A 24,826-nucleotide genomic window follows, 5' to 3' on the forward strand; every position below is an offset into this window, starting at 1 on the left:
GCAGATGTGATTCTTTGTTTTTTTGAGTGTATGACCAATGCGTGAAATGCAGGTGCCGAAATAGAGAATGTAGAGTTTGTGTTTCCTTATGGGTGATCTTGATATTTTTATTGGTGTTAGTTTTTTGTTTTAAATCAATGTTATATTTTATTGTTTTTATTAATGGCTCTGGAAAATATTGCAAGGGTAAATGTATTTTGTTAGTGGGGAAAACAAATGGGTAGGCACGTTTCAGCAAGAACTAAATATAAGGTGGTGTGATAGTTTTCTGCATGAAAGATTAAATGGGTATAGGAATTCTCTGATAGGAACCTGCCGCTGAGTGGTCAGCTATCAGCCTTGAATCCTGTCGTTTCAACCCTTTACTCGATGCGGAGAGTTACAGTTATGAATGAAGTAGGCAAAACCTCCATTAAACTGGCTTCATATCCTGCGGTAATAGACGAATCAGATAACCAGCTGTTTTCGTCGGCCCCAACGTTCACTGATAACTATGCAAGGCGCTCTTTCACCACGGATCAAGCAGCGACTCACCTCACTCGAAGCGGCGCACGCTTCTACGACCGTAACGGCGACAGTAAAACGGATGTCTCTTTCCGGCTCGAAGGCTTTAACGAGCAACAGAAACACTGTGCCCGGCGGGCTTTGCAGTCTTGGCAGGACGTCGCCACTATCCGTTTTCAGGAGAACGCCCAAGGGCCTGACGGATCGATCCAACTGACCGGCAGTAATCGAATGACCAGTGGTGTCGCCTGGGGGCCTACTCGGCAAAATCCTGCGGCCAGGGCGATGATCGGCACGCAGCCAGCGGAGAATGCCAACAAAATTGGCAGTTACTTCACGAATCTGCTTGTGCATGAGATCGGTCATTGCCTGGGCCTGGCCCACCCAGGTGAGTACAACGGCGGTGGCTCCTATGAGCGGGATGCGGTCTTTGTGCAAGACACCAGGGCCGGCAGTGTCATGAGCTACTGGTCCGAGAGAAAGCAGGCGGGCCACAATTTCAAGAACATGCAACCTTCGGCTCCAATGATGTATGACATTGCCGCGATTCAGAAACTGTACGGAGCCAACCTCAAGACCCGCGATACGGACACCACCTACGGCTTCAACTCCAATAGCGGGCGTGAAGCCATGAGCCTGGCAAACGCCGCAGACTCTGCGGTTTTCTGCGTATGGGACGGTGGTGGAAACGATACGCTGGATTTTTCCGGGTATCGGCAGGATCAGAGCATCAACCTCAATGCCGAGTCGTTCTCCGATGTGGGCGGGATGAAAGGCAACGTTTCCATTGCCAAGGGCGTTACGCTGGAAAACGCCGTGGGAGGGGCAGGCAACGACACGCTGACAGGCAATGAGGCGAATAACCGACTCAAAGGCGGTACCGGTGCGGACCGGTTACGAGGTGGGGGCGGCGCCGACACGTTTGTGTATGACAAGATCGCCGACTCTACACCGCTGAATACCGACCTGATCCTGGATTTCACCAGTGGCACCGACAAAGTCGATGTCTCTGGAGCGATGAAAGAGGCAGGGATCAAGGCCCTTAATTTCACCGACCGATTCAGTGGTCGTGCCGGTGATGCGGTGCTGAGCCACGATCCGAAGACGGGTCGCTCAAGCCTGGCCATTGATATGTCTGGCAGTGGCAAGGCCGACTTGCTGGTGGCAAGCCAGGGGGAAATGAAGTCGACGGATATCCTGGGGGGCGACCAGGTACCGACCCCGACCCCAGGCCCGGTGCCGCCCCATCCAGCACCGGAGATGGACCTGCTCGCGAGGTTGGTGAACTTTGTCGATGATGCGCTTGCGACGATTCAGCCGATATTGAGCATGTTCGAGAAGGTCCTGAGGCTGTTCTCTGGTAGTGGCGCTGGTAGAGAGCAGCACCCATAAGTGGGTTGCTGTCAGGCACTCACCGCGGCGGCCAGTCGGGGGGCACTCAAAAACCGCAACAACGCTACCAGCGGGAACGCACTGCCCACCAGCATCACTCCCAGCCAGCCGCCGTGTTCGTACACGCTGCTGGCAATCGCTGAACCGAAGGCGCCGCCGATGAAGATGCTGGTCATGTACAGCGCGTTCAGGCGGCTGCGGCTGTGGGCGTCGAGGGCGTAGACGGCGCGTTGGCCGAGGACCATGTTCATCTGCACGCAGAAGTCCAGGACCACGCCGGTCACCGCCAGGCCAATCACGCTGTAGAGCGGATGGATGAAAGCCGGCAGGAAGCTCAAGGCGGCAAACAGCATCGCCAGCAGTGAGGCTTTGTGGGTGTGGCCGGCATCCGCCAGGCGTCCGGCGATGGGGGCGGCGATGGCGCCGATGGCACCCACCAGGGCGAAGATGGCTATCTGGGTTTGGCTCAGGCCGTGGTTGCGTACCAGCTCCAAAGGGGCGGCGGTCCAGAACAGGCTGAAGGTGGCAAACAGGCAGCCTTGATAAAACGCGCGCTGGCGCAGTACTGGCTGTTGACGCAACAGCGTGCCCAGAGAGCGCAGCAACTGGCCGTAACTGGCGGAGTGATCGGGTTGGCGCTTGGGAATGGTCAACAACAGCACCACGCTGATCACCGCCATCAAGGCCGCTGCCGCCATGAACATCGCACGCCAGCCGAAGTGGTCGGCCACCACGCTGGACACGGGTCGTGCCAGCAGGATACCCAGCAGTAGGCCACCCATGATGCTGCCGACCACCCGACCACGGGATTCAGCCGGTGCAAGGTGCGCCGCCAATGGGATCAGGATCTGCACCGAGACTGAACTGAAGCCGATCAGCAACGACACCAGCAGGAACAGATTCGGCTGTTCGGTGAACGCCGCACCCAACAGGCTGGCGATAGCCACCACGGTCGTGATGATCATCAACCGGCGGTTTTCCAGCAAGTCGCCCAACGGCACCAGGAAGAAGAGGCCCAGGGCATAACCGATCTGCGTCAGGGACACGATCAGGCTGGCCAGCGTCGGGCTTATACCGATGTCCGGGGCGATCAGTTCGATGATCGGTTGTGCGTAGTAGATGTTGGCGACGATGGCGCCGCAACAGAACGCAAACAGCATCACCATTCCTCGGGTCATGGTGCTTGCAGTGTGAGGCGTGGCGTTCATGGCGTTCTCATAAAAGCGAAGGGAGATGGCGAGCGAGAATAGAGGCTGGACCCTGACGGGAGTAGGCCGTTTACGGTGATAACACTCATGCCGGGCATTAATGACTGAAACGTTAACTTTCGGGCCGTAGCTCAATGATACATTCAGTCACAACTGCAAAAACAGGAAATCGACTGCCATGAAGATGACATTCAACACAATGCTCCTGGCCTCAAGCCTGGCCGCGTTCATGACCCTGGGCGTCGCCCAGGCCCAGGACGCCCCACGTATTGGCGTACGCGGTGCCATTACGGCAATGGACGGCGATGCCATGCACGTCAAGGTCAACAGCGGTGAAGACGTCACCGTGCACCTGACCAAAGACACCCAGGTGCGTGCCGTGACCCTGGCCAAAATCGAAGACATCAAGCCTGGCAGTTACATTGGCTCGGCGGCCATGCCTAACGCAGATGGCACCCTGACCGCGCTGGAAATTCATGTGTTCCCACCCGCGATGGCGGGCACGGGGGATGGTCACCGGGCCTTCGACCTGAAAGAGGGCAGCAGTATGACCAACGGCACCGTGGGTGATCTGGTGGTCAGTAACGGCCGCACCCTGACTGTGAAGTACAAAGGTGGCGAGCAGAAAATTGTAGTGCCGGATGATGTGCCGATCGTCAACCTGGAACCTGGGGATCGCAGTTTGTTGAAGGCGGGGGTGAAGGTGGTGATGTTTGCGGCCAAGGGCGCTGATGGGACGATCACCGCTCAGGCTATCTCGGCTGGCAAGGATGGCGTGACGCCGCCGATGTAACGGCCAGGCCCGGAAAAAATGTGGGAGCTGGCTTGCCTGCGATAGCATCACCTCGGTCTACCTGATACACCGAGGTGATGCTATCGCAGGCAAGCCAGCTCCCACAGTGGACTGCATTTCTTCAGTTAGAGCTGATTATTGCCCGGTGTAGATCTGGTCAAACACCCCACCATCATTGAAGTGGGTCTTCTGCACCGTGCGCCAGTCACCAAAGGTCTTCTCCACCGACAAAAAGTCGACTTTCGGGAAGCGGTCGGTGTACTTGGCCAGCACTGCCGGGTCACGTGGACGCAGGTAGTTGTTGGCAGCGATTTCCTGGCCTTCTGGTGACCACAGGTACTTCAGGTAGTCCTCGGCGGCAGCGCGAGTGCCTTTCTTGTCGACCACCTTATCGACCACCGACACCGGCGGCTCGGCTTCGGCGGAGACGCTTGGGTAGATCACTTCGAACTGATCACGGCCGAATTCACGGGCAATCATTTCTGCTTCGTTTTCAAAGGTCACCAGCACGTCGCCGATCTGGTTGGTCATGAACGTGGTGGTGGCTGCGCGGCCGCCGGTGTCCAGCACTGGTGCGTGTTTGAACAGGTCGCCCACAAACTTCTTGGCCTTCTCCTCGTCACCGCCGTTCTTCAGCACGTAGCCCCAGGCCGACAGGTAGGTGTAGCGGCCGTTACCCGAGGTTTTTGGGTTAGGCACGATGACTTGCACGCCATCCTTGAGCAGGTCCGGCCAGTCTTTCAGGGCTTTGGGGTTGCCCTTGCGCACGATGAATACGGTGGCCGAAGTAAACGGCGCGCTGTTGTTCGGCAGGCGGGTGACCCAGTTGTCCGGCACCAGTTTGCCGTTGTCCACCAGAGCGTTGATGTCGGTCGCCATGTTCATGGTGATGACGTCAGCCGGCAGGCCGTCGATCACCGAGCGCGCCTGTTTGCTCGAGCCGCCAAAAGACATCTGCAAGGTGAGCTTGTCGTCCGGGTGTTCGGCTGCCCAGTGCTTCTGGAAGGCGGCGTTGTAGTCTTTGTAGAAGTCGCGCATCACGTCGTAGGAGACGTTGAGCAGGGTGGTCGGTGCGGCCTGGACGGCGCCAGCCAAGGCGAGGCCGGCGGTCAGAAGAGAGGCGCTAAGGAGTTTTTTCACTGCTCATTCCTTGTTGTTGGGTTACGTGAGGGCAATATGCCACCGACTATAGCTGTGCCTGCATAGTCGTTTAAAGATTAAAAAGAACTTTGCTTATTCCATTTTCTTGAAAAGCCCATTACCGCAGCGCGAACAAAACGCTGCGTTCGGTTCGTGGGTGTCTTTCTTGCACACTGGGCAGTCGTGTTGCAGCAGTTCGCCGCGCATGGCATTGGCCAGTTCGGCGGTGAAAATCCCGGTGGGCACGGCGATGATCGAGTAACCGGTGATCATCACCAGCGACGAAATCACCTGGCCTAGCGGGGTGACGGGCACGATGTCGCCAAAACCCACGGTGGTCAGGGTGACGATTGCCCAATAGATGCCCTTGGGGATGCTGGTAAAGCCGTGCTCCGGGCCTTCGATCACGTACATCAACGTGCCGAACACCGTCACCAGGGTGCAGACGCTGAGCAGGAACACCACGATCTTCTGTTTGCTGCCTCGCAGCGCCGACATCAGGTAATTGGCCTGCTTGAGGTACGGGCCGAGCTTGAGCACGCGGAAGATCCGTAGCATCCGGATGATGCGGATGATCAGCAGGTACTGGGCATCGCTGTAGTACAGCGCGAGGATCCCGGGGACGATCGCCAGCAAGTCCACCAGGCCATAAAAGCTGAAGGCATAGCGCCACGGTTTGGGCGAGCAATACAGCCGCAGCCCGTACTCGATAGCGAAGATGATGGTGAAGCCCCACTCGATGTAGGCCAGCACGTTGGCGTAGTTATCGTGGACCGACTGGATGCTGTCGAGGATCACGATCACAAGGCTTGCGAGGATGATCAGCAACAGGGTGCTGTCAAAACGTCGGCCGGCCGCAGTGTCGCTTTGGAACACCATCACGTAGAGCCGTTCACGCCAATGTTTGTTGCTGTCCATGAAAATCGCCTGAATCGAAGATCCGAGAAGCCTAGGGGGATTCGAACGGGCTGTCCACGCTGGCCCGCTGCATCAGCCTGCGGCTGGCGTGGACGAGCCAGCAGGCGAGGATAAACGGTGCGGTCAGCGCAGGTAGATTCAGGGCGGCGAAGCCAGGGGTGAGGATGATTGACAGGAGGATGCCGATCAGCGGCAGCCAGGGTTGGCGGCGTTGCTGACTGAGGGCCAGTGCCGCCAGTGCCGGGTTATAGCTGTTCAGGCCGAGCAGGGCGCTGGCGGGTTCGCCCAAGAGCAGGGCGATCAGTACGCCGAGGCTGGCGCCGATCAGCGCCCACAACGCGGCGCGGCGGTTGGCGAGCAGCAAACCGAGGGCGATCAGCAGCCCGGCCAAGGGTTGATCCAGCAGGATGATTTGCGCAAGCCCAGTGAATGGCGCACTGAGCAACGTCCATGTGTCAGGCTCAATGGCTACCAAAGCCGTCGCCGGGGACGCGCCGAGCAGCAACCAACCCAATGCGACAAAGGGCAGGGTGTAGGCGGGCAAGTCATCGGGATGCTTCGCGCGTTTGAGCCACTGGCGAATGAGGATCGCACTGAGGCCGCCGCTGGCGAGAATCAACGGCGGCAACAGGGCAGACCAGGCGAAATGCTGGCTGATCAGCAAACCCAGCAGCACACCGTTGTAGCTATAGAGCCCGGCCTGGCGCTCTGCTTTGGGATAGCCTCGGCGCTGGGCGGTGAGCAGGCCGGCAACCCCGCCCAGCAGTGCGCCGCCGAGTAAGCCCGGGGCGCCTATCAGGATGGCCAGCAAACAGAGCAAACCGCACAGGGGGTGACGCTGGAGGAAGATCTGGCTGAAGCCGTTGAGCAAGGCTTCGGCCCAGTCGGGGCAGGATTGGTTGGGCATGGTGGTGAGTCTGTGAGACCGAGTTGTCCCCTTCGCGAGCAAGCCCGCTCCCACATTTGATTGGGTTTACAAATCAAAATGTGGGAGCTGGCTTGCCTGCGATGAGGCCTGAGCAGGCGCTAAACCAATGTCTCTATACGCAACGAGTTAGTAGACCCGGGCTGCCCAAACGGCACCCCTGCGGTAATCACCAACGTATCCCCACGCTTCGCCATGCCTTGGGCCTGGGCAATTTCCAGCGCCGTGGAGCACACCTCGTCCACCTGCCGCAGCCGATCATTGACCACCGAATGCACGCCCCACGCCACGCTCAAGCGACGCGCCGTCGACAGGTTTGGCGTCAGGTTGAGGATCGGAACCGACGGCCGTTCCCGTGCCGCCCGCAGGCTGGATGCACCGGACTCGCTGTAGTTCACCAACACCGCCACCGGCAGGATGCTGCTGATACGGCGGATCGCACAGCTGATGGCGTCGGACACCGTGGCATCGGCCTTGGGCCGGCTGACATCCAGTTGAGTCTGGTAGTCCGGGCCGTTCTCTACCTGACGGATGATCTTGCTCATCATCTCCACCGCTTCCAACGGGTAATCCCCGGAAGCGGTTTCCGCCGACAGCATCACCGCATCGGCGCCTTCGGCCACGGCGTTGGCCACGTCGGTGACTTCGGCGCGGGTCGGGGCCGGTGAGAAACGCATGGATTCGAGCATCTGCGTCGCCACCACCACCGGTTTGCCCAACTGGCGACAGGTGCTGATGATGTCTTTCTGGATCTGCGGCACACTTTCGGCCGGGACTTCCACGCCCAGATCCCCTCTGGCGACCATAATCGCGTCGCTCAACGCGGCGATTTCCTGTAGGTGCTCAACCGCCGAGGGCTTCTCGATCTTCGCCATCAAGAAGGCCTTGTCGCCGATCAATCCGCGGGCCTCACGAATATCTTCCGGGCGCTGCACAAACGACAGCGCCACCCAGTCCACGCCCAGCTCCAGGCCGAAGCTCAGGTCGCGGCGGTCCTTGGCGGTCAGCGGGCTTAATTCCAGCAAGGCCTGGGGCACGTTCACCCCTTTGCGATCCGACAGCTCGCCACCATTGAGCACCGTGGTGTCGATGGCGTCGGCATATTTGGTGATCACCCGCAGGCGCAGCTTGCCGTCGTCCAGCAGCAGGTCCATGCCGGGTTCAAGGGCGGCGATGATTTCCGGGTGGGGCAGGTTGACCCGGCGCTGGTCGCCGGGTGTTTCGTCCAGATCCAGGCGCAGGGCTTGGCCACGAATCAGTTGCACCTTGCCGGCGGTAAAACGCCCGACCCGCAACTTTGGCCCTTGCAGGTCCATCAAGATGCCGAGAGGATAGTTGAGCTGTTTTTCCACCTCGCGAATCCACTGAAAGCGCTGGGCATGGTCGGTGTGTTCGCCATGGCTGAAGTTGAGGCGAAAGATGTTCACCCCGGCTTTTACCAGGTCGCGGATGTCTTCAAGGCTGTCGGTGGCCGGGCCCAGGGTGGCGAGGATTTTGACTTTCTTGTCAGGCGTCATGTTCAGGGGACTCTCTTTCAGGGCTCTCGAGGATCAAAATGGCGCGGAAGTCGTTGACGTTGGTACGGGTCGGCTCGGTGATGATCAACCCGTCGAGTGCGGCGAAGTAGCCATAGCCATTGTTGTTGTCCAGCTCGTCGCTGGCCGACAGGCCGAGGGCTTCGGCGCGGGCATAGCTGGTTGGGGTCATGATCGCCCCGGCGTTGTCTTCGGAGCCGTCGATGCCGTCGGTGTCACCGGCCAGGGCGTAGACGCCGGGCAGGCCCTTGAGGCTGTCGGTCAGGCTTAGCAGGAATTCGGCGTTACGCCCGCCACGGCCATTGCCGCGCACGGTGACGGTGGTTTCGCCGCCGGACAGAATCACGCAAGGCGCCGCCAGGGGCTGGCCGTGCAGGATGATTTGCCGGGCAATACCGGCATGCACCTTGGCCACGTCCCGGGCTTCGCCTTCCAGGTCGCCAAGGATCAGCGGGCTGAAACCGGCCTGGCGGACTTTGACCGCCACCGCTTCCAGGGACTGTTGCGGGCGGGCGATCAGTTGGAAGTGACTGCGCGCCAGGCACGGATCGCCGGGTTTGACGGTTTCCGATTCCGGGCTCTGCAACCAGCTGCGCACGGACGCGGGGATTTCGATCTGATAGCGCTTGAGAATCGCCAGGGCTTGTTGCGAGGTGCTCGGGTCGCCGACGGTGGGGCCGGAAGCGATGACCGTGGCCTGGTCGCCCGGCACGTCGGAAATCGCGTAGGTGTAGACCGTTGCTGGCCAGCAGGCCTTGGCCAGACGCCCACCCTTGATCGCCGAGAGGTGCTTGCGCACGCAATTCATCTCGCCGATGGTGGCGCCGGATTTGAGCAGGGCTTTGTTGATGGCTTGCTTGTCGGCCAGGGTGATGCCTTGGGCCGGAAGGGCGAGTAGTGCAGAGCCACCGCCGGAGAGCAGGAAGATCACCCGGTCGTCTTCCTCAAGGTGGCTGATCAGTTCCAGCACACGCTTGGCGACGGCCTGGCCTGCGGCATCCGGCACTGGGTGCGCGGCTTCGACCACTTCGATTTTCTTGCAGGGTGCGCCGTGGCCGTAGCGGGTGACCACCAGGCCTGAGACTTCGCCTTGCCAGGCGTTTTCCACCACCTGGGCCATGGCTGCCGCGGCTTTGCCGGCACCGATGACAATCACGCGGCCTGTGCGGTCGGCGGGCAGATAGGATTCGAGGACTTGCCGGGGGTGGGCGGCGTCGATGGCTGTGGCAAACAGCTCGCGAAGCAGGTGTTGCGGATCGACCGACATGAGCGGGCTCCCGGATTCTTGTTATTAGAGATGCATCCATTTCAAGCTTGGAATGCAATCAAGAATGTGGGAGCGGGCTTGCTCGCGAAGGCGGTGTGTCAGTCGACATCAATGCTGAATGTCAGACTGCATTCGCGAGCAAGCCCGCTCCCACATTTGGAGTGCATTCCAGGGTAGGAGCGGTGCCGCTTACTTATCGCGAATCGAAAAATTCGCCATATGTTCCAGGCCCTTGATCAGCGCCGAGTGGTCCCAGTTGCCGCCACCCAGACCTACGCAGGTGCTGAACACTTGCTGGGTGCCGGCGGTGTTCGGCAGGTTGATCCCCAGCTCCTTCGCACCGGCCAGGGCCAGGTTCAAATCCTTCTGGTGCAGGTTGATGCGGAAACCCGGATCAAAGGTGCCCTTGATCATCCGCTCGCCATGCACTTCCAGGATCTTCGATGAGGCGAAGCCTCCCATCAGTGCCTCACGTACCTTGGCCGGGTCTGCGCCGTTTTTCGAGGCGAACAGCAGCGCTTCGGCCACCGCCTGGATGTTCAGCGCAACGATGATCTGGTTGGCCACTTTGGCGGTCTGGCCGTCGCCGTTGCCGCCCACCAGCGTGATGTTCTTGCCCATGCTCTGGAACAGCGGCAGGGCGCGTTCAAAGGTCTGTGGCTCGCCGCCGACCATGATGCTCAAGGTCCCGGCCTTGGCGCCGACTTCACCACCGGACACCGGGGCGTCGAGGTACTGCGCGCCGGTTGCGTTGACTTTGGCCGCGAAGGCCTTGGTGGCAGTGGGTGAGATCGAGCTCATGTCGATCACCACTTTGTTTGGCGACAGGCCGGCCGCAACACCGTCGGCGCGGAACAGCACGTCGTCGACCTGCGGGGTGTCGGGCACCATGACGATGATGAATTCGGCTTCCTGCGCAACCTGCTGCGGGTTGGCCAAGGCTACTGCGCCGGCAGCGACCAGCGCTTCTGACGCCTTGCCGTAGTGCTCGGAAAGGAACAGTTGATGACCTGCTTTTTGCAGGTTTGCGGCCATGGGCTCACCCATGATGCCGGTGCCGATAAATCCGATTTTAGCCATGAAGAAATCCTCTTGTTTTTAGATGTAGGAGCTGAGCACGGTCTGCCAAACACAGCTGATCCAAATGTGGGAGCGGCGGTGCGACGATTCGACTTGCTCGCGAAGGCGGTGTGTCAGTCAAACAGGTGTTAACTGACCCGCCGCTTTCGCGAGCACCGCCGCTCCCACATGGCTTTTCAGCCAACCTAAACCTGCTTCAGTGGTGGTCAACGGCTTGTACTCACACCCAACCCAACCCTGATAACCAATGCGGTCCAAATGTTCGAACAGGAAGCGGTAGTTGATCTCACCGGTACCCGGCTCATTACGCCCTGGGTTGTCCGCCAACTGGATATGGTTGATCTCACCCAGGTGTGCCGACATGGTCCGGGCCAGGTCGCCTTCCATGATTTGCATGTGATAGATGTCGTATTGCAGGAACAGGTTGGCACTGCCCACTTGCTCGCGAATCGACAGGGCTTGCGCCGTGTTGTTGAGGTAGAAACCTGGAATGTCGCGGGTGTTGATGGCTTCCATCACCAGCTTGATGCCCACCGCTTGCAGCTTGTCGGCAGCGTATTTGAGGTTGGCGACGAAGGTTTTTTCCAGGGTCGCCTCGTCAACGCCTTGTGGACGGATACCCGCCAGGCAGTTGATCTGGGTATTGCCCAGCACCTGGGCATAGGCGATGGCCAGGTTCACACCGGCACGGAACTCCTCGACACGATCCGGGTGGCAGGCCAGCCCGCGCTCACCCTTGGCCCAATCACCGGCTGGCAGGTTGAACAGCACTTGGGTCAGGCCGTTGGCATCGAGTTGCGCCTTGATTTCGGCAGAGCTGAATTCGTAGGGAAACAGGTATTCCACACCACTGAAACCGGCGTCGGCGGCAGCTTTGAAACGGGCAAGGAAGTCCTGTTCAGTGAACAGCATGGACAGGTTGGCAGCAAAACGCGGCATGGGAGTCTCCTCAAAAGCGTCAGCGTTCCCGCGCTTTACACGGGAACGCATACTCTTTAATAAAGCGTCATTTAATCGAGCAACGAAATCGCGGTAGGGGCATCGTTACCCACCAGCGCCAGGTCTTCGAACTCGTTGACGGCGTTGATCTCGGTGCCCATGGAAATATTGGTCACCCGCTCCAGAATAATCTCAACGATCACCGGAACCTTGAACTCTTCCATCATTTCCTGGGCGCGGCGCAAGGCCGGCTGGATCTGATCCGGCTCGAAAACCCGCAGGGCCTTGCAACCCAGGCCTTCGGCGACGGCGATGTGGTCGACACCATAACCGTTGAGTTCCGGGGCGTTGAGGTTATCGAAGGACAACTGCACGCAGTAGTCCATCTCAAAACCGCGCTGCGCCTGGCGAATCAACCCCAGGTAGGAGTTGTTCACCACCACGTGGATGTACGGCAGCTTGAACTGCGCACCTACCGCCAACTCTTCGATCATGAACTGGAAATCATAGTCGCCAGACAGCGCGACAACCTTGCGCGTCGGGTCGGCCTTGACCACACCGAGTGCCGCCGGAATGGTCCAGCCCAATGGGCCGGCCTGGCCGCAGTTGATCCAGTGCCGTGGCTTGTAGACGTGCAGGAATTGCGCACCGGCAATCTGCGACAAACCGATGGTGCTGACGTAGCAGGTGTCTTTGCCGAACACCTGGTTCATCTCTTCGTACACGCGCTGCGGCTTGACCGGCACGTTGTCGAAGTGGGTCTTGCGGTGCAGGGTGGCTTTGCGCTGCTGGCAATCGTTGAGCCAGGCGCTGCGGTCCTTGAGCTTACCGGCGGCTTTCCATTCGCGTGCTACTTCAATGAACATGGTCAGGGCTGCGCCGGCGTCGGAGACAATGCCCAGGTCCGGGGTGAACACACGACCGATTTGCGTCGGCTCGATATCGACGTGAATGAACTTTCGGCCAGCGGTGTAGACATCTACCGAACCGGTGTGGCGGTTGGCCCAGCGGTTACCAATGCCCAGCACCACGTCCGATTTGAGCATCGTCGCGTTGCCATAACGGTGGGAGGTCTGCAGGCCGACCATGCCCACCATCAGCGGGTGATCGTCGGGGATGGTGCCCCAGCCCATCAGGGTCGGGATCACCGGGATACCGGTCAGTTCGGCGAACTCCACCAGCAACTCGCTGGCGTCGGCATTGATCACGCCACCCCCGCTGACCAGCAGCGGACGCTCGGCCTGGTCCAGCAGGGCCAGGGCTTTTTCCACCTGGATACGGGTGGCCAGCGGTTTGGCCAGCGGCAGTGGCTGATAGGCGTCGATATCGAATTCGATCTCGGCCATTTGCACGTCGAATGGCAAGTCGATCAGCACTGGGCCGGGACGGCCGGAACGCATTTCATAAAAGGCTTTCTGGAACGCGTAAGGCACTTGGCCGGGTTCCATCACCATGGTCGCCCACTTGGTCACCGGCTTGACGATGCTGGTGATGTCGACGGCCTGGAAGTCTTCCTTGTGCATCCGGGCCCGTGGTGCCTGGCCGGTAATGCACAGGATCGGGATCGAGTCAGCCCAGGCGCTGTACAGGCCAGTGACCATATCAGTACCGGCTGGGCCGGAAGTACCGATGCACACGCCGATATTGCCGGCCTTGGTGCGGGTGTAACCCTCGGCCATGTGCGAAGCGCCTTCAACGTGGCGAGCAAGGACGTGATCGATGCCACCGACCTTCTGCAAGGCCGAATACAGCGGGTTAATCGCGGCGCCCGGGATGCCGAAGGCGGTGTCGACCCCTTCACGGCGCATCACCAGAACGGCGGCTTCGATTGCTCTCATTTTGCTCATGGTTTTGGTGCCTCTTGCGTTTTGTAATTGTATACAAGTTGTGTTGCATTGAAGTGTATTCACGGCGAGCCGCGCAGGTCAATCCATTTTCTTCGTTGGCCTAGGCGTTCGTCGGAAGCCTTTTATGCAGGACTATTTCGACGCGTGGTGTGTATGTTTCGAAATATTGTATACAAAAAATAAATCTATTGTGTTCTATTTGTTTTATCCGGCTTCTGATCAATCAGAGCCCAACGGCTTTCCCAATAACAAGATAAGGACGGCACCCATGAGCGCTTTAACCTTGAAAGTCGCAGTCAACCTGGCCAGCCAGGCCATCGCCGCAGGTCGCACGATTTCGGCGGCACCGCTGACCATCGCGGTACTCGACAGCGGCGGGCACTTGATCACCTTGCAGCGTGAAGACGGCGCCAGTTTGCTACGCCCGCAAATCGCCATCGGCAAGGCCTGGGGCGCGATAGCTCTGGGCAAAGGGTCACGGCTGCTGGCGCTGGATGCGCAGCAGCGTCCGGCGTTTATCGCGGCATTGAACAGTCTGGGGCAGGGCAGCGTGGTGCCGGCACCGGGTGGGGTATTGATTCGGGATCAGGATGGAAAGGTGTTGGGGGCAATCGGGATCAGCGGGGATACGTCGGACATTGACGAGCAGTGTGCGATCAGCGCGATTGAAGGGCAGGGGTTGTTGGCGGATGCGGGGGTTTCTGCTTGATTTTGCAGTGACGATGCGGGCCTCTTCGCGAGCAAGTCCGCTCCCACATTTGATTGGGGTCACACATCAAAATGTGGGAGCGGCGGTGCGACGACTCGACTTGCTCGCGAAAGCGGCGACTCGCTCTCGAATCTATACCCAAATCGCATCCCACAGCGGATAGTCGCCAACTCGCTTCACCAGCCCCGCTCGCAGAGGATTGGCCACTACATACCTGGCAACTTTCACCAAATCCTCTTCCTTACGCAGCGCGTGATCATGAAAGCTGGTTTGCCAAAGTCGACCTTTGCGGCCTGTGGTGCCGTTCACGGATCGAGTGCTTTTGGATTTCACTTGGCACATCAAGTCGCCCAGTGAGCCTCTTTGTAGTTCGATGAGCCCGTGGAAGTGGTCAGGCATCACCACCCAGGCGAGAGAGTTCGCCAACCCTTGATACTGGGCCAGCCTGAATTGCCAAACCACCAGGCGGCCCAAGTGAAAGTCACTGAATATAGGCGCGCGTTCGTGGGTGTTGGTGGTGATCAAGTAGATACGATTGGGTTCGCTGAACCGACCGATGCGCAGGCGGTGTGAGGTGGCTAGGTCAGGCATTCCGTTGCCTCTCTTCAGAAGGTGTGCTGAGAGGCTAGATCGGGGAGTTTGAGGCTGATGGGCAGGCTTTTGGCAGGATGTGTCTGAGAGGGCGCTTTCGCGAGCAAGCCCGCTCCCACAGAGGGTCGGCGGTGTTCATACATTGTGTGTCAGGCACGGACCAAGTGTGGGAGCGGGCTTGCTCGCGAATCTTGGCCGCACCACGGTCTATCAGTCCGGCTCACATCCTTTAAGCACCAACCGAATAATCGTCTGCGCCGCCGCCTCGTAATCGGCCTCATCCAGCTTGGCCTTGCCCGTTATCGCCGAAATCTGCCAATCAAAATCAGCATACGTCTGCGTCGCGGCCCAGATGCTGAACATCAGGTGATTGGGATCAATCGCCGCAATCAGTCCTTTATCCACCCAGCTCTGGATGCAGTCGATGTTGTGCTTGGCCTGGGCGTTGAGCTGCTCGACCTGCTCGGGGCTAAGGTGCGGGGCGCCGTGCATGATTTCGCTGGCGAACACTTTGGAGGCGAAGGGCAGGTCGCGGGAGATGCAGATTTTCGAGCGGATGTACCCGCTCAGCACTTCCTTGGGATCACCGTCCGGGTTGAACGGCGTAGAAGCCGCCAGGATCGGCTCGATGATGCTTTCGAGCACCTCGCGGTAGAGGTTGTCCTTGGACTTGAAGTAGTAGTAGACGTTGGGCTTGGGCAGCCCGGCCTTGGCGGCGATGTCGCTGGTTTTGGTCGCGGCGAAGCCCTTGTCGGCAAACTCCTCACTGGCAGCCCGCAGGATCAGTTCTTTGTTGCGCTCGCGAATGGTGCTCATAGGGTGTCCAGTCTCACAGATACAGTTTCTTTTTGACGGCGTCTGTTGCCGCCATGCTGCGTCGCCGCTCCTCCCCATAGCGAGCTATGAGTCGTCGCGGCTCCTTGCCTGGCGACAACAGCCACTCGCCAAAAGAGAAACGTATCTATGAAACTGGGCACTAGGTATTTCCTTGCCGAGACAGGCGGTTGCGCATGGTAGCACCGGCTTTGCACAGGGCTCAAGAATCCCGCCTGAGCCCTTGCTTGGCGGGGGTTGTAGCTGACTTTGTCTGTCTTGATGCTGAACGCATTCACGGTCGTACAGGCATACACCAGGCACGCTGCTAGAGTTCAGTCAGTGATCAATCCTGATTTCGGCGTTCGAGAGAGTAACTGTGGAGAAAAGCAGACGACGTACGTTCGCCTGGGTAGTCGGCAGTGTGTTGCTGATAGCGTTATTGATTGCCTTGGGTTTGCACTTCTTTGCAGGTGGGCACAAAGGCAAGCCACCCACGCCGGGCGAGCCGGTGGCTGTGGTGCCCGTTGCCTTGCAGGACGTGCCGGTGTACATCGATGCCCTTGGCACTGTCACCCCGACCCGCAGCGTGACGGTGGTGACCCAGGTCGATGGCATCCTCAGCAGCGTGGAATTCAAGGAAGGCCAGCGGGTCAGCAAGGGTCAGGTGATTGCACGGATCGATGATCGCGCATTAAAAGCTCAACTGGCCGTGGCCAAGGGCAACCTGGCGCACGACCAGGCGGTGTTGAGCAATGCCCAGCGCGACCTGGCACGCTACCGTGAACTGGTCAAGGCCGGTTCCACCAGCCAACAAACCGTCGACACCCAGGCCTCGTTGGTCCAGCAGCAGTTGGGCACCGTGGCTGCCGACCAGGGCAATGTGCAGAACCTTGAGGTGCAGGTGGGTTATTGCACCATCACCTCACCGGTTGACGGTGTGGTCGGCCTGCGCCAAGTGGACCCTGGCAACTACGTCACCACCGCCAGCACTACCGGTATCGTGGTGATCACCCAAATGAATCCCGCCACGGTGGTGTTCGCGGTGCCCGAGGATGACTTGGGCTCGATCAACCAGGCCCTGTCCCATGGCCCGGTGACGGTATTGGCCTACGACCGCAACAAAAAATCCCTGTTGGCCACCGGCAGCCTGTTGGCCCTGGATAACCAAGTCGACACCAGCACTGGCACGATCAAGGTCAAGGCGCAGTTCGACGATTCGGGCAATGCGCTGTTCCCCAACCAGTTCGTCAACGCGCGCCTCAAGGCCGATACCCTGGCGCAAATTACCGTGGTACCGACCCGCGCGATCCAGCATGGCAGCAAGGGCGACTTCGTGTTCGTGGTGAACGGCGACAAGGCCACCTTGCGTAACATCAAGACCGGTCCAGCCATGGGCGATGTCTCGGTGGTTCTCGAGAATGGCGTCAAGCCGGGCGAGCAAGTGGTCACCGAGGGCGCCGACAAACTGGATGATGGCTCGCCGGTGAAGGTCGTCGCCCAGTGAGGAGCTGCCGTTCATGAACGTCTCGCGGCCCTTTATTGAACGCCCGGTGGCGACCACCTTATTGATGGTCGCGGTGCTGTTGCTGGGGATGCTGGGGTATCACTTGTTGTCGGTGTCGGCGCTGCCCGAGGTGGATTACCCGACCATTCAGGTCTTCACCCAATACCCTGGCGCCAGCCCGGATGTGGTCAGTTCCTCGATCACCGCGCCCCTTGAGCGTCAGTTAGGGGAAATGCCCGGCCTTAAATCCATGAACTCCACCAGCTCCGATGGCGCCTCGGTGGTGACCCTGCAATTTGACCTGTCGCTGTCCCTGGATGTTGCCGAGCAGGAAGTGCAGGCGGCGATCAATGCGGCCGGTACCTTCTTGCCGGCCAACCTGCCGTATCCGCCGGTGTACAGCAAGGTCAACCCGGCGGATGCGCCGGTGCTGACCCTGTCCCTGACGTCCGATGTGTTGCCACTGACCAAGGTCGAAGACCTGGCTGACACCCGTCTGGCGCAGAAAATCTCGCAGATCACCGGCGTCGGCCTGGTGAGCATCAGCGGTGGCCAGCGTCCAGCGGTTCGGGTTGAAGCCAACACCTCGGCGCTGAACAGCCTCGGCCTGTCCCTGGATGACTTGCGCACGTCCCTGGGCACAGCCAACGTCAATCAGGCCAAGGGCAATATCGACGGCAAGTTCCAGGCCTATTCCATTGGGGCCAACGACCAATTGCAGTCGGCCGAGGAATACCGCGATCTGGTGATCGCCTACAAAAACGGCGCGCCGATTCGGCTGTCGCAGATCGCCAGTTCTACCCAGGGCCCAGAGAACCCACGTCAGGCAGCGTGGACCAACAGCACACCGTCAATTGTGCTGAATATCCAGCGCCAGCCCGGCGCCAACGTGATTGAAGTAGTCGACCGCGTGCAGCAATTGCTGCCCAAGTTGCGGGCCAGCCTGCCGGGCACCTTGAAGGTCGCGGTGCTCACCGACCGCACCCAAACCATCCGTGCCTCGGTCACCGATGTGCAGTACGAACTGGCGCTGGCAATCTTGCTGGTGGTGATCGTGATTTTCATCTTCCTGCGCAATATCGCCGCCACGATCATTCCCGCCGTCACGATACCGCTGACGCTGGTGGGTACCCTGGCGGTGGCCTATGCGCTGGGGTTTTCCCTGAACAACCTGACGCTGATGGCGCTGACCATCGCCATCGGTTTTGTGGTGGATGACGCCATCGTCATGATCGAAAACATCACCCGCTACCTCGAAGCCGGTGACTCGCCGCTGGTAGCGGCACTCAAGGGTTCGGAGCAGATCGGCTTTACCATCATCTCGCTGTCCATTGCCCTGATTGCGGTGATGATCCCGCTGCTGTTCATGGGCGATGTGGTGGGCAGGCTGTTCCGCGAATTTGCCATGACCGTGGCGGTGACCATCGTTATTTCGGCGCTGATCTCGCTGACCCTGACGCCGATGATGTGCGCGCGGATGCTGAAGCATAAGCCTCAGGAACGTCGTGCGGATTTCTTTGACCGCATCAATACCCACTATGTCCGAGGCCTGGACTGGGTGTTGGCCCACCGCACCCTGACGCTGATTTCGGTGGTGCTCACCGCCGTGCTGACATTGATGACCCTGGTGATCATGCCCAAGGGCTTTTTCCCCGACCAGGACACCGGTCTGATCCAGGGTATTTCCCAGGCTTCACCGACCATTTCCTTCCAGCAGATGCAGATTGAACAGCAACGGTTGGCGGCGCGGATCCTCAAGGATCCGGCGGTCGAAAGCCTGTCTTCCTTCGTCGGCATCGACCAGACCAACCCGACCATCAACCAAGGCAACTTGCTGATCAACCTCAAGCCACGCGGCGAGCGTGACAGCGCCACCGAGGTGATCCGTCGCCTGGCCGATGCCAACGCCGACGACGCCGGAATCCGTCTGTACCTGCACTCGGTGCAGGACTTGACCCTGGACGCCACCGTCTCCACCACCAGTTACCGCCTGGGCCTGCAAGCCACCGACCCGGATGAACTGGAACAGTGGACCACCAAGCTGCTCGCCGCCGTCAAACAAGACCCGATGTTCACCGATGTGCAAAGCCAGGCCATGCAGTTCGGCAACCAGATCCAGCTGACCTTCGACCGCGCCACCGCCTCACGCCTGGGCATCACGCCGCAAGCTATCGATGACGTGCTCTACGACGCGTTCGGCCAGCGCCAGGTCTCGACCATTTACACTCAACTCAACCAGTACCATGTGGTGATCGCCACTGACCATCCACCGCGTAACTTGCCGGACCTGCTGACCGGTTTGTACGTTGATATTCCCGCCGGAGGTGTGGCTCCGTTGTCGAGCATGGCGACCCTGCAGGTGGTGCGCACGCCCATCACCATCAACCGTCTGGGGCAATTTCCCTATGCCGATGTGTCCTTCAACCTCGCGCAGGGGCAAACCCTCGGCGCTGCGGTAACTCGGCTCAAGGACATTGAGGCCAAGGTCGGTTTACCGCTGTCGGTGCAGGCCAACCTGGAAGGCGCGGCGGCGACGTTCGAGTCGTCGTTGTCCAATCAGGTGTTCCTGGTAGTGGCGGCGATTGTGGTGGTGTACCTGATGCTGGGGATTCTCTATGAGAGTTTCGTGCACCCGGTGACGATCCTGTCGACGCTATTGTCAGCGGCCCTCGGCGCCTTGCTGGCGCTGCTGGTGACGGGCACGCAGTTCGACATCATTGGCCTGATCGGCATCGTCCTGCTGATTGGGATTGTGATGAAAAACGGCATCATGATGGTCGACTTCGCTCTGGAGTTATTGCGCAAGGGCGGCCTGAGTCCGGCGGCGGCGATTCGCCAGGCGGCGGAGTTGCGGTTCCGGCCGATCCTGATGACCAGCATGGCTTCGCTGTTCGGCGCGGTACCGCTGGCGCTGGGCACCGGCATCGGTTCGGAGCTGCGCCATCCACTGGGCATCGCGATTATTGGCGGCCTGTTGCTGAGCCAGTTACTGACGCTGTTTTCCACCCCGGTGATCTTCTTGGCGATGCACAGCCTGGGGGAGCGTTTCAGCCGTCGCCCGGTTGAAACGGACTGATGGCAATGAACCTCAGCGCGCCGTTTATTCATCGCCCCATTGCCACCACGCTGCTGGCGGCGGGGCTGGCTCTGTTTGGCGCGCTGGCGTTCAATCTGTTGCCGGTGGCGCCGCTGCCGGAAGTGGACTTTCCGACGATCAGCGTCAGTGCGTCGCTGCCGGGGGCCGATCCGACCACCGTCGCCAGCTCCGTGGCCACGCCATTGGAACGCCAGTTCGGGCAGATCGCCGGGATCACGCAAATGACCTCCTCCAGCAGCCTGGGGTCGGCGCGGATCATCATGCAGTTCGACTTGAACCGCGACATCGACGGCGCCGCCCGGGACGTGCAGGCGGCGATCAACGCGGCACGTAGCAACTTGCCCAGCGACTTGTCCGGAAACCCGACCTACCGCAAGGTCAACCCTGCGGATTCGCCGATCATGATCATCAGCCTGACCTCCGACAGCGCCACGCCGGGGCAGATGTATGACGTGGCATCGACCCTGCTGGAGCAACGCCTGTTGCAGACCACCGGCGTCGGCGACGTGACGGTGGGGGGCGGCGCGCTGCCGGCTGTGCGGGTGGAGCTGAACCCGGATCGGCTCAATCAGTACGGCGTCAGTCTGGAACAAGTGCGCCAGGTGATCAGCGCCTCCAACGCCAACCTGCCCAAGGGCAATGTAGCGATCGGCGACCGCTCCTACGGCATTGGTGCGAATGACCAACTACTTAACACCGATGACTACGGGCCGCTGGTGGTCAAGGAGCACAACGGTGACCTGATCCGCATTTCCGATCTCGGCTACGTGCGCGAAGACGTTCAGGACCTGCGCAACTTCGGCCTGTCCAACGGCAAGCCGGCGGTACTGCTGGTGGTGTTCAAGCAGCCGGGGGTCAACGTGATCGAGACGGTGGATGCGGTGAAGGCGTCGCTGCCGTTCCTGCAAAGCTCGATCCCTGCGTCGATCAAGCTCAACCTGCTGATGGATCGCACCACGACCATCCGCGCCTCGCTGCACGACGTTGAAGTGACGTTGCTGGTCTCGATTCTGTTGGTGACCCTGGTGACCTTCGGTTTCTTCCGCGACTGGCGCAGTACGCTGGTGCCGGCGATTGTCGTACCGCTGTCATTGCTGGGCACGTTCGGTGCCATGTATTTCCTCGGCTACAGCCTGAACAACCTGTCGCTGATGGCGTTGACCATTTCCACCGGCTTTGTAGTGGACGATGCGATCGTGGTGGTGGAAAACATCATGCGCCACCTGGAGCGTGGCAAGACTCGGGTGGAGGCCGCTCTGGCCGGGGCTCGGGAGGTGGGTTTCACGGTGCTGACCATCAGCGTGTCGCTGGTGGCAGTGTTTATTCCGCTGTTGTTGATGGGCGGGGTGGTCGGTCGGTTGTTTCGCGAATTCTCGGTGTCGCTGTCGGTGGCTATCGTGATTTCGATGCTGATCTCGCTGACGGTCACGCCGATGCTCGCCAGCGTGCTGCTGCGGGCTCCGGCCACGATCACCGAGGGCAACGAACACCCGGATTCGCGCTTTCATCGCTTTTATGACCGGACGCTGGGTTGGGTGATCGACCACTCGATTCTGATGGGGCTGGTGACGGTGCTGGTGATCGTCCTCGCCGGTGTGCTGTACGTGCTGGTGCCCAAGGGCTTCTTTCCCCAGGAGGATACCGGGCGTTTGCAGGGCAGCATCCTGGCGGCCCAGAGTATTTCCTACGGGGCGATGCAGAAGGACTTCACCGAGATCAACCACAAGGTTATGAACAACCCCAATATCGAAACCACTGCCGGTTTTGTCGGCGGTGGTGGCGGCGGAGGAGGGGCGGTCAACAGTGCGCAGTTGTTTGTGCTGCTCAAACCCCTGGATCAGCGCAAAGACAGCGCCACCGACGTGATCGGGCAGATCCGCCGCACCCTCGGCGACTTGCCAGGCACCAAGCTGTACCTGCAATCGGCCCAGGACATTACCGTGGGTGGCCGGCAGAGCGGCGCGCAGTACCAGTTCACCCTGACCGCCGACGACCAGGCCTCGCTGGATGAATGGGTGCCCAAGGTGGTGGAAGTGCTGCGCAAGTTGCCGCAACTGACTGACCTCAACACGGATCAGCAAGACAACAGCCTGTTGGCCAATGTGACGGTCAATCGTGATACCGCGGCCAGGCTCGGAGTCGGCATGTCGGCGGTGGACCAGACGCTGTACGACGCCTTTGGCCAGCGTCAGGTGTCGACCCTTTACCGCGCGGCCAACCAGTACCATGTGGTGATGGAAATCGCCCCCGAATACTGGACCGACCCGTCGGCGCTCAAGGGCATTTATGTGCCAACCGGCAGCGAGGCCACGTCGACCAAGGGCAGCACCGCGCCGCCCAATCTGGCGACCCAGCAGCCCTTGGTGCCGCTGTCGGCGCTGGCCGATAACTCAGTGGCGCGTACGGCCATTTCCATCAGCCACCAGGGTACTTTTCCGGCGGTCACCGTCTCGTTCAACCTGGCGCCCGGCACCTCCATCGGGCAGGCCACCGCATTGGTGGATGATGCGGTGAAGCAGTTGCGCATGCCGGCCAGTGTGGTCGGCCAGTTCGCCGGCACCGCTCAGGTGTTCCAGTCGTCAGTGGCCAGCGAGCCGTTACTGATCGTCGCCGCGCTGCTGTCGGTGTATATCGTGTTGGGCATCCTCTACGAAAACCTGATGCACCCGCTGACCATCCTCTCGACCTTGCCCTCGGCGGGCGTCGGTGCCTTGATCGCCTTGCTGGTGACCGGCACCGAGCTGTCGATCATTGCGCTGGTGGGGGTGATTCTGTTGATTGGTATCGTCAAGAAGAACGCAATCATGATGATCGACTTCGCCATTACCGAGCGCCGGGAGTTCGGCCTGACGGCCAAGGAAGCGATTCGCCGGGCGTGCCTGATTCGTTTCCGGCCGATCATGATGACCACCCTGGCGGCGATCCTCGGCGCGCTGCCGTTGGTGGTGGGCACCGGCTACGGTTCGGAACTGCGCCGGCCCTTGGGGATTTCGATTATTGGTGGCTTGCTGTTCAGCCAGGTGCTGACGCTGTACACCACCCCGGTGATCTACTTGTGGCTCGACCGGGCGTCCCAGCGCCTGGGTCGGCGGAAGGAAGCCAAATCATGAACCTGAAATACAGCGTGCTCTTGATCAGCCTGGCGCTCGGCGGCTGCATGGTCGGCCCGGACTACCAGCAGCCGGCCATGGCGCTGCCGCAATCGTTCAAGGAAGGCGCACAGTGGCAGCGGGCGGCGGCCAATCCTCAGGGCGCCATGGACAGTCAGTGGTGGCTGGCTTATCAGGATCCGGTACTGAACGACTTGGTGGCGCGGTCGGCCAAGGCTAATCAGTCGATCATTGCGGCTGAAGCGGCTTATCGGCTGGCCCAGGCCCAGGTGGCGTCCAGCCGAGCCGGGTTGTGGCCCACCGTCGGTGTGGGGTTGTCGGGTTCGCGAGGCTCGAGTGGCAGCAGTACCACCAGCACGACTTCCAGCGGTGTTTCGAACAGCGTCAGCGCCACCTTGACCGCCAGCTGGGAGCCGGACCTGTGGGGTGAAGTGCGGCGCGGTATCGAGTCGAGCCAGGCGACGGCCCAGCAGTCCGTTGCCTTGCTGGCCGGGGTGCGGTTGTCCATCAGTTCCAGCGTGGCTAGTAATTACCTGGGCTTGCGGCAGATGGATATCGATATCGGCCTGTTGCAACAGCAGCAAAAGATCAACCAGCAGTTACTCGACATGATCCAGGCCCAGTACACCCAAGGCGTCGCCACCAATGACCAACTGCTGATCGCCCAGGATCAGTTGACCACCTCGATTGCCGACTTGCAGACCTCGCTGCGCGATCGCGAGCAGTTCGAGCATGCGTTGGCGGTGCTGGTGGGTGTGGCGCCGGCTGAGTTCAGCGTGGCCGCGCGTAACGACTTCACTTTCGTCCTGCCCCGGCCGCCGCTGACGTTGCCGTCGACCTTGCTCCAGCGCCGTCCCGATGTGGTTGCAGCCGAACGCTCGGCGGCAGCGGCCAACGCGAAAATCGGTGTCGCCGAGGCGGCCTTTTTCCCCACCCTGGACCTGACGGCCCAAGTCGGCTATCGCGGCAGTGCCCTGGGCGGTCTGTTTTCCTTGCCTAATCGCATCTGGACCCTGGGGCCGGCGCTGGCCGAAACCCTCTTCGACGGCGGCGCCCGTGAAGCTGCGGTCAAACAGGCCGAGGCCAGTTATGACCAGATCGCGGCCAATTACCGTGGCACGGTGCTCGGCGCCTTGCAGAATGTGGAAGACAACCTGTCGGCCATCAACCACCTGCAAACCCAGGCCGATGCGTTCCAGCAGATTTACCAACGCAACCAGCAACTGTTCGGCAGCCAGGAAGCGCAGTTGCGCGCCGGCACCGTCAGCCAACAGGCCGTATTGACCCAGCAATTGATCCTGCTGCAAACCGAGCAGAACCTGCGTGATACCCAGGGCCAACTCAGCCAGGGTAGTGTGGCGCTGATCCAGAGCCTGGGCGGCGGCTGGCAACCGACAGACCGCTGAACGGACTCGCCTGCCAGGCAGGCGCCGCGTTATTCTCGGCGCACT

General features: G+C 60.3%; 18 protein-coding genes. 7 read left to right on the top strand and 11 right to left on the bottom strand.

Annotation, left to right across the window (positions count from 1 at the left end; translation table 11 throughout):
- The first annotated feature begins 387 nt into the window (after positions 1–387).
- Entirely contained in the window at positions 388–1,896 is a 1,509-nt protein-coding gene (locus tag HKK55_RS04500) for a M10 family metallopeptidase C-terminal domain-containing protein (RefSeq protein WP_169353549.1), read from the top strand.
- A gap of 11 nt (positions 1,897–1,907) precedes the next feature.
- Here the strand turns inward: HKK55_RS04500 and HKK55_RS04505 are convergent, their stop codons facing one another.
- On the bottom strand, positions 1,908–3,104 hold the full coding sequence (locus HKK55_RS04505) for an MFS transporter (protein ID WP_169353550.1): 1,197 nt from the start codon (positions 3,102–3,104) through the stop codon (positions 1,908–1,910).
- A 178-nt stretch (positions 3,105–3,282) separates the two neighbouring features.
- Here HKK55_RS04505 and HKK55_RS04510 point away from each other — a divergent pair, with 178 nt between their 5' ends.
- Positions 3,283–3,897 carry a DUF5666 domain-containing protein gene (locus HKK55_RS04510; protein WP_169353551.1) on the top strand — a complete coding sequence of 205 codons (615 nt, stop codon included), beginning with the start codon at positions 3,283–3,285 and terminating at the stop codon, positions 3,895–3,897.
- Between the two features lie 135 nt (positions 3,898–4,032).
- Here the strand turns inward: HKK55_RS04510 and HKK55_RS04515 are convergent, their stop codons facing one another.
- The 8 genes from HKK55_RS04515 to gcl all read right to left on the bottom strand — a co-directional run bounded on the left by HKK55_RS04515 (position 4,033) and on the right by gcl (position 13,548).
- Complete coding sequence (locus tag HKK55_RS04515; protein ID WP_169353552.1) at positions 4,033–5,037, bottom strand: sulfate ABC transporter substrate-binding protein; 1,005 nt, start codon at positions 5,035–5,037, stop codon at positions 4,033–4,035.
- Between the two features lie 93 nt (positions 5,038–5,130).
- Positions 5,131–5,955: an ion transporter gene (locus tag HKK55_RS04520; RefSeq protein WP_169353553.1), complete on the bottom strand. Its 825-nt coding sequence runs from the start codon at positions 5,953–5,955 to the stop codon at positions 5,131–5,133.
- Positions 5,956–5,986: 31 nt separating this feature from the next.
- Positions 5,987–6,862 (bottom strand): urea transporter, encoded by an 876-nt coding sequence (locus tag HKK55_RS04525; protein ID WP_169353554.1) that lies wholly within the window; start codon positions 6,860–6,862, stop codon positions 5,987–5,989.
- Between the two features lie 119 nt (positions 6,863–6,981).
- The gene (gene pyk, locus HKK55_RS04530; RefSeq protein ID WP_169353555.1) at positions 6,982–8,397 is read right to left on the bottom strand and encodes a pyruvate kinase; all 1,416 of its coding nucleotides are present in this window, start codon (positions 8,395–8,397) and stop codon (positions 6,982–6,984) included.
- Complete coding sequence (locus HKK55_RS04535) at positions 8,387–9,682, bottom strand: glycerate kinase (protein ID WP_169353556.1); 1,296 nt, start codon at positions 9,680–9,682, stop codon at positions 8,387–8,389. Before HKK55_RS04535 ends, pyk begins: the two co-directional genes overlap by 11 nt.
- Positions 9,683–9,871: 189 nt before the next feature.
- Positions 9,872–10,762, bottom strand: coding sequence for a 2-hydroxy-3-oxopropionate reductase (locus HKK55_RS04540; RefSeq protein ID WP_169353557.1), 891 nt, complete (start codon positions 10,760–10,762; stop codon positions 9,872–9,874).
- A 117-nt stretch (positions 10,763–10,879) separates the two neighbouring features.
- Positions 10,880–11,701 (bottom strand): hydroxypyruvate isomerase, encoded by an 822-nt coding sequence (gene hyi, locus HKK55_RS04545; RefSeq protein WP_169353558.1) that lies wholly within the window; start codon positions 11,699–11,701, stop codon positions 10,880–10,882.
- Between the two features lie 71 nt (positions 11,702–11,772).
- Positions 11,773–13,548, bottom strand: a complete 1,776-nt coding sequence (gene gcl, locus HKK55_RS04550) for a glyoxylate carboligase (protein WP_155583247.1) — start codon at positions 13,546–13,548, stop codon at positions 11,773–11,775.
- A 268-nt stretch (positions 13,549–13,816) separates the two neighbouring features.
- On the opposite strand from gcl, the gene HKK55_RS04555 reads away from it, so the two are divergent.
- Positions 13,817–14,257, top strand: coding sequence for a heme-binding protein (locus HKK55_RS04555; RefSeq protein WP_155583246.1), 441 nt, complete (start codon positions 13,817–13,819; stop codon positions 14,255–14,257).
- Positions 14,258–14,389: 132 nt separating this feature from the next.
- Here HKK55_RS04555 and HKK55_RS04560 read toward each other — a convergent pair whose 3' ends face one another.
- Together HKK55_RS04560 and HKK55_RS04565 are read right to left on the bottom strand one after the other, a co-directional pair.
- Complete coding sequence (locus HKK55_RS04560; RefSeq protein WP_169353559.1) at positions 14,390–14,848, bottom strand: transposase; 459 nt, start codon at positions 14,846–14,848, stop codon at positions 14,390–14,392.
- A gap of 210 nt (positions 14,849–15,058) precedes the next feature.
- Complete coding sequence (locus HKK55_RS04565) at positions 15,059–15,664, bottom strand: TetR/AcrR family transcriptional regulator (protein ID WP_155583244.1); 606 nt, start codon at positions 15,662–15,664, stop codon at positions 15,059–15,061.
- 376 nt (positions 15,665–16,040) lie between these two features.
- On the opposite strand from HKK55_RS04565, the gene HKK55_RS04570 reads away from it, so the two are divergent.
- From HKK55_RS04570 to HKK55_RS04585, 4 genes are read left to right on the top strand one after another with little or no spacing between them, the layout of a single operon-like run.
- Positions 16,041–17,168, top strand: coding sequence for an efflux RND transporter periplasmic adaptor subunit (locus HKK55_RS04570; protein WP_169353560.1), 1,128 nt, complete (start codon positions 16,041–16,043; stop codon positions 17,166–17,168).
- A gap of 13 nt (positions 17,169–17,181) precedes the next feature.
- A complete protein-coding gene (locus HKK55_RS04575) occupies positions 17,182–20,244 on the top strand; it encodes an efflux RND transporter permease subunit (protein WP_169353561.1) in 3,063 nt (1,020 codons plus the stop codon).
- Complete coding sequence (locus tag HKK55_RS04580; protein WP_336604605.1) at positions 20,244–23,375, top strand: efflux RND transporter permease subunit; 3,132 nt, start codon at positions 20,244–20,246, stop codon at positions 23,373–23,375. The genes HKK55_RS04575 and HKK55_RS04580 overlap by 1 nt, the downstream gene beginning before the upstream one ends.
- Complete coding sequence (locus HKK55_RS04585) at positions 23,372–24,781, top strand: efflux transporter outer membrane subunit (protein WP_169353563.1); 1,410 nt, start codon at positions 23,372–23,374, stop codon at positions 24,779–24,781. Before HKK55_RS04580 ends, HKK55_RS04585 begins: the two co-directional genes overlap by 4 nt.
- Positions 24,782–24,826: the final 45 nt, after the last annotated feature.

Origin of the sequence: Pseudomonas sp. ADAK18, assembly GCF_012935695.1 — a bacterium.
Taxonomy (GTDB): Bacteria; Pseudomonadota; Gammaproteobacteria; order Pseudomonadales; family Pseudomonadaceae; genus Aquipseudomonas.